Source organism: Pseudomonas sp. NC02, from assembly GCF_002874965.1.
In the GTDB taxonomy this organism is placed as follows: domain Bacteria; phylum Pseudomonadota; class Gammaproteobacteria; order Pseudomonadales; family Pseudomonadaceae; genus Aquipseudomonas.
In genome coordinates this window covers 4,604,432-4,618,367 of record NZ_CP025624.1, presented here as the reverse complement: position 1 = coordinate 4,618,367, position 13,936 = coordinate 4,604,432, and the positions used below count along the sequence as shown (strand labels likewise).

9 protein-coding genes are annotated in these 13,936 nt (G+C 60.0%); 6 read left to right on the top strand and 3 right to left on the bottom strand.

All coding sequences use genetic code 11. The features are described 5' to 3' along the window. Positions 1-110: 110 nt before the first annotated feature. The 4 genes from clpX (at position 111) to C0058_RS21630 (ending at position 6,466) form a co-directional block, all read left to right on the top strand. Positions 111-1,394, top strand: a complete 1,284-nt coding sequence (gene clpX, locus C0058_RS21645) for an ATP-dependent Clp protease ATP-binding subunit ClpX (RefSeq protein ID WP_003207856.1) — start codon at positions 111-113, stop codon at positions 1,392-1,394. Between the two features lie 151 nt (positions 1,395-1,545). Next, the gene (gene lon, locus C0058_RS21640; RefSeq protein ID WP_003207858.1) at positions 1,546-3,942 is read left to right on the top strand and encodes an endopeptidase La; all 2,397 of its coding nucleotides are present in this window, start codon (positions 1,546-1,548) and stop codon (positions 3,940-3,942) included. A 146-nt stretch (positions 3,943-4,088) separates the two neighbouring features. Then, positions 4,089-4,361 (top strand): HU family DNA-binding protein, encoded by a 273-nt coding sequence (locus tag C0058_RS21635; RefSeq protein WP_003174819.1) that lies wholly within the window; start codon positions 4,089-4,091, stop codon positions 4,359-4,361. A gap of 230 nt (positions 4,362-4,591) precedes the next feature. After that, a complete protein-coding gene (locus C0058_RS21630; RefSeq protein ID WP_102369540.1) occupies positions 4,592-6,466 on the top strand; it encodes a SurA N-terminal domain-containing protein in 1,875 nt (624 codons plus the stop codon). Positions 6,467-6,555: 89 nt separating this feature from the next. Here the strand turns inward: C0058_RS21630 and nhaA are convergent, their stop codons facing one another. Then, positions 6,556-7,890: a Na+/H+ antiporter NhaA gene (nhaA, locus tag C0058_RS21625; RefSeq protein ID WP_087693206.1), complete on the bottom strand. Its 1,335-nt coding sequence runs from the start codon at positions 7,888-7,890 to the stop codon at positions 6,556-6,558. Between the two features lie 115 nt (positions 7,891-8,005). Beyond that, on the bottom strand, positions 8,006-9,184 hold the full coding sequence (locus tag C0058_RS21620) for an MFS transporter (protein WP_102369539.1): 1,179 nt from the start codon (positions 9,182-9,184) through the stop codon (positions 8,006-8,008). 127 nt (positions 9,185-9,311) lie between these two features. On the opposite strand from C0058_RS21620, the gene C0058_RS21615 reads away from it, so the two are divergent. Together C0058_RS21615 and C0058_RS21610 are read left to right on the top strand one after the other, a co-directional pair. Continuing rightward, positions 9,312-10,211 carry a LysR family transcriptional regulator gene (locus C0058_RS21615; RefSeq protein WP_102369538.1) on the top strand — a complete coding sequence of 300 codons (900 nt, stop codon included), beginning with the start codon at positions 9,312-9,314 and terminating at the stop codon, positions 10,209-10,211. A gap of 89 nt (positions 10,212-10,300) precedes the next feature. Further along, entirely contained in the window at positions 10,301-11,140 is an 840-nt protein-coding gene (locus C0058_RS21610; protein WP_003207865.1) for a DUF2242 domain-containing protein, read from the top strand. On the opposite strand, the gene aceE is transcribed toward C0058_RS21610, so the two are convergent. Further along, on the bottom strand, positions 11,141-13,810 hold the full coding sequence (aceE, locus tag C0058_RS21605; protein ID WP_102369537.1) for a pyruvate dehydrogenase (acetyl-transferring), homodimeric type: 2,670 nt from the start codon (positions 13,808-13,810) through the stop codon (positions 11,141-11,143). Between the last annotated feature and the right edge of the window lie 126 nt (positions 13,811-13,936).

The following is a 13,936-nucleotide window of genomic DNA, read 5'->3' as shown; positions in this document are numbered from 1 at the left end:
TAAGCAGCTCAAAATAGGGCTGGTCGGCAGGTCCGACCACCAGTGGACTTGAAAAAGCCCTCAATAGCCTTCATCTTGTGTTGCAAGCCTATCGGATTTGGATCGAACGAATGACTGACACCCGCAACGGCGAGGACAACGGCAAGCTGCTCTATTGCTCCTTCTGTGGCAAAAGCCAGCATGAAGTACGCAAGTTGATTGCCGGCCCCTCGGTCTTTATCTGCGACGAGTGCGTCGACCTGTGCAATGACATCATCCGTGAGGAGGTGCAGGAAGCCCAGGCCGAAAGCAGCGCGCATAAATTGCCTTCGCCTAAAGAAATCAGCGGCATCCTTGATCAGTATGTGATTGGTCAAGAGCGTGCAAAGAAGGTTCTGGCCGTAGCGGTGTACAACCACTACAAGCGTCTGAACCAGCGTGACAAGAAAAGTGACGACGTCGAGCTCGGCAAAAGCAACATCTTGCTGATCGGCCCTACAGGCTCGGGTAAAACCCTGCTTGCAGAGACCCTGGCTCGCCTGCTGAACGTTCCCTTCACCATTGCCGACGCAACCACTCTTACCGAGGCCGGTTACGTAGGTGAAGACGTCGAGAACATCATTCAGAAGCTGCTGCAGAAATGCGACTACGACGTGGAGAAGGCCCAGATGGGCATTGTCTACATCGATGAAATCGACAAGATTTCGCGCAAATCCGACAACCCGTCGATCACCCGGGACGTTTCCGGTGAAGGCGTGCAGCAAGCGCTGTTGAAACTGATCGAAGGCACGGTTGCTTCCGTACCGCCACAAGGCGGCCGCAAGCACCCGCAGCAGGAATTCCTTCAGGTTGATACGCGCAACATCCTGTTCATCTGTGGCGGTGCGTTCTCCGGCCTGGAAAAGGTTATTCAAAACCGTTCCACCCGTGGCGGCATTGGCTTCAGTGCAGAAGTACGCAGCAAGGAAGAAGGCAAGAAAGTCGGTGAATCCCTGCGTGAAGTCGAGCCTGACGATTTGGTCAAGTTCGGTCTGATCCCTGAATTCGTTGGCCGTCTGCCGGTCCTGGCGACGCTGGACGAGCTGGATGAGGCTGCGTTGATGCAGATCCTCACCGAGCCGAAAAACGCCCTGACCAAGCAATACGCCAAGCTGTTCGAGATGGAAGGTGTGGACCTCGAGTTCCGTGCTGACGCGCTCAAATCGGTGGCCAAGCGGGCACTGGAGCGCAAGACCGGCGCCCGTGGTTTGCGCTCGATCCTCGAAGGCGTACTGCTCGACACCATGTACGAAATCCCCTCGCAGTCCGAGGTGAGTAAAGTGGTGATCGACGAAAGCGTTATAGAAGGCAAGTCCAAGCCACTGTATATCTACGAAAACAGTGAGCCGGCTGCCAAGGCTGCGCCAGACGCGTAAGCGTTGCACTGCCGAGCTGTACAAAATAAAGGGGCCTTAAGGGGCCCCTTTGTTTTTACTGCGTTTAACTGATGCCATTACGCTTGTTTTTTTTGCAGGCAGCCCCCATCTTGGTTTCAAGCTTACTTTCATCTGTCATAGAGGCGAAATCATGAAGACAACCATCGAATTGCCTCTCCTGCCGTTGCGTGATGTCGTCGTCTATCCGCACATGGTTATCCCGCTGTTCGTGGGGCGCGAGAAGTCTATCGAAGCCCTCGAGGCCGCGATGACGGGCGACAAGCAGATCCTGCTGCTGGCCCAGAGAAATCCTGCTGACGATGATCCGGGCGAAGATGCCCTGTATCGCGTTGGTACCGTTGCAACTGTCCTGCAACTGCTCAAGCTGCCTGATGGCACCGTCAAGGTGCTGGTGGAAGGCGAGCAGCGCGGTGCGGTCGAGCGCTTCATGGAAGTGGACGGCCACCTGCGTGCCGAAGTGGCGCTGATCGACGAAGTCGACGCCCCTGAGCGCGAATCCGAAGTGTTCGTTCGCAGCCTGCTGTCCCAGTTCGAGCAATACGTGCAACTGGGCAAGAAAGTCCCCGCAGAAGTCCTCTCTTCCCTCAACAGCATTGATGAGCCAAGCCGCCTGGTCGACACCATGGCCGCGCACATGGCGCTGAAAATCGAGCAGAAGCAGGACATTCTCGAGATCATCGATTTGTCGGCCCGGGTCGAACACGTCCTGGCGCTGCTGGATGCCGAAATCGACCTGCTGCAGGTTGAGAAGCGCATTCGCGGCCGTGTCAAAAAGCAAATGGAGCGCAGCCAGCGCGAGTACTACCTGAATGAGCAGATGAAGGCCATTCAGAAAGAGCTGGGCGACAGCGAGGAAGGCCACAACGAAATCGAGGAGCTGAAAAAGCGCATCGATGCCGCCGGCCTGCCGAAAGACGCGTTGACCAAGGCCACTGCCGAGCTGAACAAGCTCAAGCAAATGTCGCCGATGTCGGCCGAAGCCACCGTGGTTCGTTCGTATATCGACTGGCTGGTGCAGGTGCCGTGGAAGGCCCAGACCAAAGTGCGCCTGGACCTGGCCCGCGCCGAAGATATTCTCGATGCCGATCACTACGGCCTCGAGGAAGTCAAGGAACGCATCCTCGAATACCTCGCCGTGCAAAAGCGCGTGAAGAAGATTCGTGGTCCGGTGTTGTGCCTGGTCGGTCCTCCTGGTGTGGGTAAAACCTCGCTGGCGGAGTCGATTGCCCACGCCACCAACCGCAAATTCGTGCGCATGGCCCTGGGCGGTGTGCGTGATGAAGCGGAAATCCGTGGTCATCGCCGGACTTACATCGGTTCGATGCCAGGAAGATTGATTCAAAAGATGACAAAGGTGGGTGTGCGCAACCCGCTGTTCCTGCTCGATGAAATCGACAAGATGGGCAGCGACATGCGTGGCGACCCGGCGTCTGCTTTGCTGGAAGTGCTCGACCCCGAGCAGAACCACAATTTCAACGACCATTACCTGGAAGTGGACTACGACCTGTCCGACGTAATGTTCCTGTGCACCTCCAACTCGATGAATATTCCGCCAGCCTTGCTGGACCGGATGGAGGTGATTCGTCTGCCGGGTTACACCGAAGACGAGAAGATCAACATCGCCGTCAAATACCTCTCGCCCAAGCAGATTGCGGCCAACGGCCTGAAAAAAGGCGAGATCGAATTTGATGCCGACGCGATCCGCGACATCATTCGTTTCTACACCCGCGAGGCCGGTGTACGGGGCCTTGAGCGTCAACTGGCGAAGATCTGCCGCAAGGCCGTGAAGGAACATGCGCTGGAAAAACGCTTCTCGGTGAAGGTCACCGCTGACCTGCTGGAACACTTCCTGGGCGTGCGCAAATTCCGCTACGGCCTGGCTGAGCAGCAGGACCAGGTAGGCCAGGTCACTGGCCTGGCGTGGACCCAGGTGGGCGGCGAATTGCTGACCATCGAGGCCGCCGTGATCCCGGGCAAAGGGCAACTGATCAAGACCGGTTCCCTGGGTGACGTGATGGTTGAATCCATCACCGCCGCGCAGACCGTGGTGCGCAGCCGCGCCAAGAGCCTGGGGATCCCCCTGGACTTCCACGAGAAGCACGACACCCACATCCACATGCCGGAAGGGGCAACGCCGAAAGACGGTCCTAGCGCAGGCGTAGGCATGTGCACGGCACTGGTATCAGCCCTGACCGGCATTCCGGTGCGCGCCGATGTCGCCATGACCGGGGAAATCACCCTGCGTGGCCAGGTACTGGCCATTGGTGGCCTCAAAGAGAAATTGCTGGCTGCACACCGCGGTGGTATCAAGACCGTGATCATTCCTGAAGAGAATGTTCGCGACTTGAAGGAGATTCCTGACAACATCAAGCAGGATCTGCAGATTAAACCGGTTAAATGGATTGACGAGGTCCTGCAAATTGCGCTGCAATACGCGCCGGAGCCCTTGCCGGATGTGGCTCCTGAGATAGTTGCAAAGGATGAAAAACGCGAGACTGACTCTAAGGAAAGAATTAGCACGCATTAATACGTTTAAGCCTGGGGGCTTCCTTGACAGCTTTTTAGAGCCCTTGTTATAAAGCGGCTCTTAAGTGTCTGTAGGCCATTCAGCACTGGTTTTTGCTTTCACCAAAAAACTTAGAATCATACTCAATAGATATAAGGGGACTTAGAGTGAACAAGTCGGAACTGATTGATGCTATCGCTGCATCTGCTGATATCCCGAAAGCCGCTGCTGGCCGTGCGCTGGACGCAGTAATCGAATCCGTCACTGGCGCTCTCAAGGCCGGCGACTCTGTGGTACTGGTTGGTTTCGGTACTTTCTCTGTGACCGATCGTCCAGCTCGCACTGGCCGTAACCCACAGACTGGCAAGGCTCTGCAAATCGCCGCTGCCAAAAAACCAGGTTTCAAAGCCGGTAAAGCCCTGAAAGAAGCCGTTAACTAAGCTTCGCTCAAGCCTTACCCATCCGGGTCGGACGCAGGTCTGACCTGGCAGCGGAGCGGCAGCTGACCCGAGTATCCATCGGGTCGCCACGCCGGGGGTGTGGGTTCAAACCCCCGTCCGCTCCGCCAGTTACGAGAAGGCGCATCCTCGGATGCGCCTTTCTTCTATCCGGACTCTACCCACGCTCCACGGTTGCCTAATTTTGAAGTTCAACCGTTTCTGGGGGACGCATGCTGCAGAATATCAGGGACAATTCACAAGGCTGGATTGCCAAGACCATTATCGGGATCATCGTCGCATTGATGGCGTTCACCGGTATCGAGGCTATTTTTCAGGCTTCGACCAACAACAAGCAGGACGTGGCCAAGGTCAACGGTGAAGAAATCACCCAAAGCGAACTGGGCCAGGCCGTCGACATGCAACGTCGCCAGCTGATGCAACAGCTGGGCAAGGACTTCGATGCTTCCTTGCTGGACGAAAAGCTGCTGCGCGACGCCGCCCTCAAGGGCCTGATCGATCGCAAGCTGCTGCTGCAAGGCGCGGCCGATTCGAAATTCGCTTTCTCCGAAGCTGCGCTGGATCAAGTGATCCTGCAGACGCCGGAATTCCAGGTGGATGGCGAGTTCAACGCTGAGCGTTTCGACCAGGTGATCCGTCAGCTGGGCTACAGCCGTATGCAATTCCGTCAGATGCTGAGCCAGGAAATGCTGATCGGCCAGGTTCGTGCAGGCATTGCCGGCAGCGGTTTTGTGACTGATGCCGAAGTGCTCGCGTTCGCCCGTCTGGAAAAACAGACCCGCGATTTTGCCACCGTCAGCGTCAAGGCCGACCCTGCAGCAGTGAAGATCACTGACGACGAGGTCAAGGCTTACTACGACCAGCACGCCAAGGAGTTCATGACCCCGGACCAGGTGGTCATCGACTATCTGGAGCTGAAGAAGGCTTCCTTCTTCGACCAGGTCGCGGTCAAGGACGATGAGCTGCAAGCCCTCTATCAGAAAGAAACCGCCAACCTCGCTGAACAGCGTCGCGCGGCGCACATCCTGATTGAAGTCAACGACAAGACCACCGACGAGCAGGCCAAGGCCAAGATCGAAGAAATCCAGGCGCGCCTGGCCAAGGGCGAGAAGTTCGAAGCCCTGGCCAAGGAGTTCTCCCAGGATCCGGGTTCTGCGAACAACGGCGGTGACCTCGGTTTCGCTGGCCCTGGCGTCTACGACCCTGCCTTCGAAACAGCGCTGTATGCACTGAACAAGGACCAGGTCTCGGCACCGGTGCGTTCCAGCTTCGGCTGGCACCTGATCAAGCTGTTGGGCGTTGAAGCACCTGAAGTGCCATCGTTCGCCAGCCTGAAAGACAAGCTGACCCGCGAGCTCAAGACCCAGCAGGTTGAACAGCGTTTCGTCGACGCGACCAAGCAACTGGAAGACGCTGCATTCGAAGCTTCCGACCTGGCCCAGCCGGCGTCGGATCTGAAGCTGACCGTGCACACCTCCGCGCCGTTTGGCCGTGAAGGTGGCGAAGGCATCGCTGCCAACCGTGCCGTGGTGACCGCTGCATTCAGCCCTGAAGTACTGGATGAGGGTGCCAACAGCACCGCCATCGAACTGGACCCGGAAACCATCGTGGTACTGCGTGCCAAAGAGCACCTGAAGCCTACCCAGCTGCCGCTGGAAAGCGTTGCCACTGCCATCCGTGCCCAGTTGACCAAGGAGCGCGCGAGCGCTGCGGCGAAGACTCACGCGGACGAGCTGATTGCCAACCTGCGTGATGGCAAGACCCCGCTGAACGAGCCGGTGGATGGCCAGGCCTGGAAAGTCACCGAAGCGGCCACCCGTGGCCAGGAAGGCGTCGAGCCAGCCGTGCTGCAAGCCCTGTTCCGCATGCCAAAGCCTGCGGCCAAGGACAAGCCGACCTTCACCAGCGTGACACTGCCAGACGGTAGCCTGGTGATCGTGCGCTTGAACGCGGTCAATGAAGCCGCTGCACCGACCGATGACGAGAAGGCTCAGTACCGCCGCTTCCTCGCGTCCCGTGTCGGCCAGCAAGACTTCGCCGCCTATCGCAAGCAGTTGGAAACCAAGGCTGAGATCAAGAAGTTCTGATCTCGTAACAGCCTGAATAAAAAGACCCCGGCCTGAAGAGGCCGGGGTCTTTTTTTATCCACTAATCAGCTGACTCAACCAGTCTTGATTCAACGCGCAAACTTGAGCTTGCCCCAACTCAGGCCAATCACAGCCGCCAGGGTCGAAGCGCTCAGCACACTGAGCTTGGCAGCCGACAGCAGCGTCGGATCGGAGAAGGCCAGCGACGAGATGAAAATCGACATGGTGAAACCAATTCCCGCCAGCAGGCCCACCAGGGCGACGCCGTTCCAGGTCACGCCCTCCGGCAATTGGCAGATGTTCAGTTTGACCAGCACCACGCTCGCCAGCATCACACCGAGCGGCTTGCCGAGCACCAGCGCCAGTATCACGCCCATGAACACGCCGTGGGGTAGTGGATCGTCCAGGTTGAACCCTTGCAGGCTCACTCCGGCGTTGGCCAGGGCAAACAGTGGCATGACGCCAAAGGCCACCCAGGGGTGCAAGCCCGCTTGAATACGTTGCACCGGCGGCAGCATTTCCCGCTGGGCCTGTCTCAATTGCTTCAACGGTTTGGCGACTTGATGGGCACTTTCAGCCGATTGTGAAAGCCGCTCCATCAGCTCGTTGAACGTGCGCCCGATGGTGTCCAGAGGGCGTTCCCGAGTCGGTCTGGAAGTCACGGGCGTTATCAGGCCAAGCATTACGCCCGCGAGGGTCGGATGGACGCCGGTCTTGAGCAGGCCAAACCAGACAATCGCCCCTGGCAACAGGTACACAACGGCCTTGCCAATGCCCATCCGCTGAAAAACCAGCACCAACGCCAACCCACAGGCCGCGATCACCAGGCCCATGTAGTCCAGGCTGGCGGTATAGAAAATCGCGATGATCAGGATGGCGACGATGTCATCAATGATCGCCAAAGCCAGCAACAGGATGCGCACGCCGGCGGGGATGGATTTACCCAACAGCGCCAGCACACCCACGGCAAATGCAATGTCGGTGGCAGTGGGCACTGCCCAGCCACTGGCCGCTACGGTGCCATGGTTGAGCAGGGTGTAAATCAGTGCCGGCATCAGCACGCCACCCAGCGCAGCGCCGAGGGGCAGGGTGGCCAGTTTCAGGTTGGCGAGTGCGCCGTCCCTGATCTCCTGGCGAATCTCGGCGCCCACCACCAGGAAGAAGATGGTCATCAGCCCATCGTTCACCAGGAAGTGCAACGAGCGTGAGACCGTGAAGTCTCCCAGCCCGATAGTGAGTGGGGTGTTCCAGAAGTGTTCGTAGGAATCTGCGACGGGGCTGTTGGCCCAGACCAGCGCGACGATCGCTGCCAGCAGCAACACGATACCGCTGACTGCTTCGATCCTTGAAAACCGCTCCAATGCGGACAGGGCGCCTTCGACCAGAACCTGGGGGCGCGGAATAGCAGGGTGTTTATCAGGCACGACAAGTCTCCATTGGCGGCCCGACCAATGCTTATACTTTAACCTGCGCTGTGCCGTATGCAGCAGCGCACCCGGTGCGATCATAAGAGTTAAGAAACATCACGTCACGTTTCGTTTAAACATCGGTTAAACGCAGCGTCGCGATCAGCGCCAGTACGACCAACGCGGCGACCGCCCATGGAAACGATGTCACTCCCCACCCTTGCAACAACATGCCGCCGAGTAGTCCGCCACCGGCGATGCCCAGGTTCCACACCGTCACCAGCATCGACTGCGCGGCATCGGCTGAATCCCCGGCCGACTTGGCGAGCGCCGTTTGCAGCAATGCCGGCAAACCGCCAAACGCCAGCCCCCATAACGCCACCGTGGTGTAGATCACCGTCGCCGAGGTGATCCAGAACGCCAGCGCCAGGGCCGACAGCGCGAACATTGCGCAGCTGATTACCAATAAGGCGCGCAGCCGCTGATCAATCAGCGCGCCGACGATCCAGATACCCAGCAGCGCCGCCAGGCCAAACACCAGCAGCACCTGGTCGATGTCCGCTGCAATCCCGGCAGGTACCAGGAACGGCGCGATATAGGTGTAGAGAATGTTATGAGCCAGTACGTAGGTGAAAGTCACAAACAGCACCGGACGAATCCCTGGCAGTGCCAGCACCTGGCGCAGCCCCAGGCGTTTTTCCGCCTGTTGCCCGGCAAAGTCCGGGACCTGCCAGCGCACCCAGGCCAGCAGCACAACCGTCAGGCCGGACATGATCGCGAAGCTCAGGCGCCAGCCAACCGTGGTGCCCAGGAATGTCCCGGCCGGTACACCCAGTGACAGCGCCAATGGCGCGCCGAGCATGGCCACGGCAATGGCCCTGCCTTGCAGGTGCGGCGCAACCATGCGGCTGGCATAACCGGCCAGCAGCGCCCAGAGCAATCCCGCGAACACCCCGGCGAAGAACCTGGCCACCAGGGTCAGCAGGTAATCGCTGGAAAACGCCGTCACACTGTTGACCAAGGCAAACCCGCCGATGGCAATCATCAGCAATGGCCGCCGGCGCCAGCCCCGGGTGGCGATGGTCAGGGGAATCGCGGCCAACAGCGAGCCCAGGGCGTACAGGGTCACCAACTGGCCCACCAACGCTTCGGGCACCCCGAGGCCGGCGCCCATTTGCGGGAGCAAGCCCGCCGGCATGGCTTCGGTGAGGATAGTGATGAAACCGGCGGTAGCCAATGCCAACAGACCGCCCAGAGGCAGTCGTTCACGGCTCACCGTGGGGGTCGTGGAAGATAGGGCGCTGTCGCTCATGTTTCTTGGCTCCGGTTTTCAGACGAAAGGGCAGGGAGCCAGAGTAGGGTGCTGCACGGTGGAGAAAAACAGGCTAAGGTTCCGAACTTATCGGACGCCAATGTCCGCAATCCTCGGGAGCGAGACGATGGACAGCCTGGGCAGTATTTCAGTGTTTGTGCAGGTGGCCGAAACCCGCAGCTTTACCGAGGCCGGGCGCATGCTGGGGGTGTCGTCCTCGGCGATTGGCAAAAGCATCGCGCGCATCGAAGAGCGCCTGGGGGTGCGGCTGTTCCATCGCAGCACCCGCAGTATCACGTTGACCAGCGAGGGCGCGCTGTTTCTCGAACGCTCCCGGCGCATCCTGGCGGAAGTCGAAGCCGCAGAACAGGAACTGAGCCTGGCATCCGCCACCCCCAGAGGCAAGTTGCGCGTCAGCCTGCCGCAAGTGCGCGGCTTGTTGATGCCGGTACTGACGGATTTCATGCGCGCCTATCCCGAGATCGAGTTGGACGTGGACTTCTCCGACCGCATGGTGGATGTGATCGAGGAGGGTTTCGACGCGGTGATCCGCACCGGCAAACCCGAGGACTCACGCTTGATGGCGCGCCACCTCGGGTATTACCGCCTGGTGCTGGTGGCGTCCCCGGAGTACCTGCGCCTGCACGGTACGCCGCGCCAGCCCCGGGATTTGAGCGACCACGCCTGCCTGCGCCACAAATTCTGCGCCACCGGCAAACTGGAAACCTGGCCACTGCGCCCGGAGCCGGGCCTGCCGGAGCCGACCCTGCGTGCGCCGCTGGTCTCCACCACCATCGAATCACTGATGCACGTGGCCCATGAAGGCCTGGGGATTGCCTGCCTGCCAGACTTCATGGTCCGCGAATCGGTGGAGCAGGGCCGGCTGCAACGGGTGCTGGACTATTACCTGGAGCACAGCGGCAGCTTCTGGATGCTCTGGCCATCAAGTCGCCATGCCTCGGCGAAATTGCGCGTGTTTATCGACCATATGGGCGAGCGGCTTTTTCCTGCGGACACCGTCCCGTAAGGCTGTGACGTTTTACCGACAGGAATTCGCGCGCCGAGGCCACGTTCTGTTGCACAATACCGCCCTGACTGTTTTCCTCAGGATTTTCGATGTCGACATCATTTCACTTGCGTAGCCTCGGGTTGGCGCTGGTGCTGGCGGGCGCTGCGGGCTGCTCGTCACCCAAGACCGCTATTTATGAACATGAGAACTTCGACGACTCCGGCACGTTTTCCCGTGATTACCCGGTCAGTGACACGGCGGCCTGCGAAGCGGCGCGGCGTGCGCTGTTGAGCCAGGGTTACATCATCACCAGCAGCGATCCAAAGCTGGTGGCGGGTAACAAGAGCTTCCAGCAGACCGGCGAAACTCACCTGCAGATCAGCTTCAACGTGGTGTGTGCCGACGATGGCAGCGGCAATCATCACTCGACGATGTTCGCCAACGCCTTGCAGGATCGCTACGCCTTGAAGAAGGTCAACAACTCCGCCAGCCTCGGTGTGGGTGTGTTGGGTTCGGTGTCGATGCCGATTGGCTCCACCGACGACTCCATGGTCAAGGTGGCCAGCGAGACGGTGTCTGCGCCGAAGTTTTATGAGCGTTATTTCGCCCTGGTGGACGTTTTCCTGCCCCAGGAAGTGAAAAAGGCAGCGCATATTCCAGAGAAGCCCAAGGCTGACCTGGGCATCCCGGAACCTAAGGCAGCTCCGGCGGCCGATAAGGCCGATAAGGTTGAAGCGCCGAAAGAAGTGCCAAAAGAAGCGCCGGCCACACCGGCAGCCCCAGTGACGCCGGCGGTAGTGCCAGCGGCATCGGAGCCGGTGGTACCACCGGCGGAACCTGCGCCGATTGCACCAAAGGAAGCCCCGGCACCTGCGCCAGAGGCCACCACTCCTGCGCTGCCGGCGCCGACCGAAGCGATTCCGCCTCTGCCGACGCCTGCGCAGTAACTACACCGCTACGGGGTTGGCCTTGTCGACGTTGATCCCGTAGCGGCTGATCGCCTCCGCCACCCTGGCGCGGCTGATCAGGCCGTCATCCGCCAGCGCCTTCAAGGCCGCCAGGGCAATGAAATACCGGTCCACCTCGAAGAACTGGCGCAAGGTTTCGCGGGTATCCGATTGCCCGAAGCCATCGGTGCCCAGCGCCACAAAGCGCCGGCCCGGTACAAACGGGCGAATCTGATCGGCAAAGATTTTCATGTAGTCGGTGGCGACCACCACGGGCCCAGGCTGGCCCTCAAGGCACTGCTCGACATAGCTGGTACGCGGTTCGCTTTCAGGATGCAGCAGGTTCCAGCGCTCCACGGCATGACCTTCCCGGCGCAGCTCGGTCAGGCTGGTGACACTCCACACATCGCTGGCCACGGCAAAATCATCGCGCAGCAGGTCCGCGGCGGCGATGACTTCCCGCAGGATCGAACCGCTGCCCATCAGCTGTACCCGTGGTTGCTTGGTGTCTTCAGCCGCCTTCAACCGATACATGCCCTTGAGAATCCCGTCCTCGACGCCTTCGGGCATCGCCGGGTGCGGGTAGTTTTCGTTGAGCAGGGTGATGTAGTAGTAGATGTCCTCTTGCTCGACGTACATCCGGCGCATGCCTTCGCGAATGATCACCGCCAGCTCGAAGGCAAACGTCGGATCGTAGGAAATGCAGCACGGGATCACCGACGACAGCACATGGCTGTGGCCATCGTCATGCTGCAGGCCTTCGCCCATCAGCGTGGTGCGCCCGGCCGTCGCCCCCAGCAGGAAGCCCCGCGCCCGTGCATCGCCCGCGGCCCAGGCCAGGTCGCCAACCCGCTGGAAGCCGAACATCGAATAGAAAATGTAGAACGGCACGGTCATCAAGCCGTGGTTGGCGTAGGACGTACTCGCTGCGATCCACGAGGAAATGGCGCCGGATTCATTCAGGCCTTCCTGCATGATCTGTCCGTCCTTGCTCTCTTTGTAGTAGGACAGCTGGCCCGCATCCTGTGGGGTGTAGAGCTGGCCGACAGCGGAGTGAATGCCGATCTGGCGGAACAGGCTTTCCATGCCAAAGGTGCGGGACTCGTCCGGCACGATGGGCACGATCAGTTTGCCCAGGTTCGGGTCCTTGAGCAGGGTGCCGAGGATGCGCACAAAGGCCATGGTGGTGGAGATCGCGCGCTCGCCGGTGTCCTTGAGCTGGGTGGCGAAGGCATCCAGTTCCGGGATCTTCAGCGACTCGACCGCGCTATGGCGAGCCGGCACGTAGCCACCCAGTGACTGGCGGCGGGCGGCGAAATAGCGGGCCTCTTCGCTGTCGGCGGCCGGTTTGAGATACGGGATTTCAGCCAGTTGGTCGTCGGCCACTTCCAGCCCGAAGCGATCGCGGAAGGCTTTGACGGCTTCAGCGCCCATCTTTTTCAGCTGGTGGTTGATGTTCTGGCCTTCGCCGGCCTCGCCCATGCCGAAGCCCTTGACGGTTTTCGCCAGGATCACCGTCGGCTGGCCGCTGTGACGCACGGCGGCGGCATAGGCGTTGTAGACCTTGTCCGGGTCATGGCCGCCCCGTGAGAGTTTCCAGATGTCGTCGTCGGACATGTCTGCCACCAGCGCCAGCAACTCCGGGTATTTGCCGAAGAAGTGTTCCCGCACGTAGGCGCCGTTTTGTGATTTGTAGTTTTGATAGTCGCCGTCCACGCACTCCATCATGCGCTGGCGCAGCAAGCCGCTTTTATCCTTTTCCAGCAGCGCATCCCAACCGCCGGCCCAGATTACCTTGATCACGTTCCAGCCGGCGGCGCGGTACAGGCTTTCGAATTCCTGGATCACCTTGGCATTGCCGCGAACCGGGCCATCGAGGCGTTGCAGGTTGCAGTTGACCACGAAGATCAGGTTGTCGAGTTTCTCGCGCCCGGCCAGGGAAATGGCCGCCAGGGATTCCGGCTGATCCATCTCGCCATCACCGAGGAACGCCCACACCTTGCGGCCCTGGTGCTGCTTGAGGTCGCGGAACTCCAGGTAGCGCATGAAGCGCGCCTGATACGCGGCGGTAATCGGTCCGAGGCCCATGGAAACCGTAGGAAACTGCCAGAAGTCCGGCATCAGGCGAGGGTGCGGATAGGATGACAAACCGTCGCCACCGGCTTCCCGGCGGAAGTTGTCCAGCTGGGCTTCGCTGATCCGGCCTTCGAGGTACGCCCGCCCGTAAATGCCCGGCGCGGAGTGGCCCTGGATGTACACCAGGTCGCCATCGAAGCTTTCAGTTCGGCCACGGAAGAAATGGTCGAAGCCTACGTCATACAGCACCGCAGCCGACGCATAGGTTGCGATATGCCCGCCCACGCCGGAATGTTTGCCCGCGCGCAGCACCATGGCCATGGCGTTCCAGCGAATAAACGCATTCAGCCGGCGCTCGGTGGCCAGGTTGCCGGGGTAGGGCAACTGGCGGTCTACCGGGATGGTGTTGACGTACGGGGTGGTCACCCGCCCGTAGAAGTCGCCATGCCGCGCCACGTCGAAATCCAGCAACTGATCAATCAGGTAATGCGCGCGCGGGCGGCCTTCGGTGGACAGCACCGATTCGATGGACTCCAGCCATTCGCGGGTTTCCTGTGGATCGTCGTCGAGGCGTACTGCAGTGTTCGGGGTCATGTCAGGCTCCAGGGTGGACGGGTTTCAGCGTGTGGGCTCCTTGTGGGAGCTTTGCGAATGTAGTTGCAATTGCAACTACATGGCTGAATCTAGCGCGGGATGAGCTACTATTGCAACCTTCTTGAA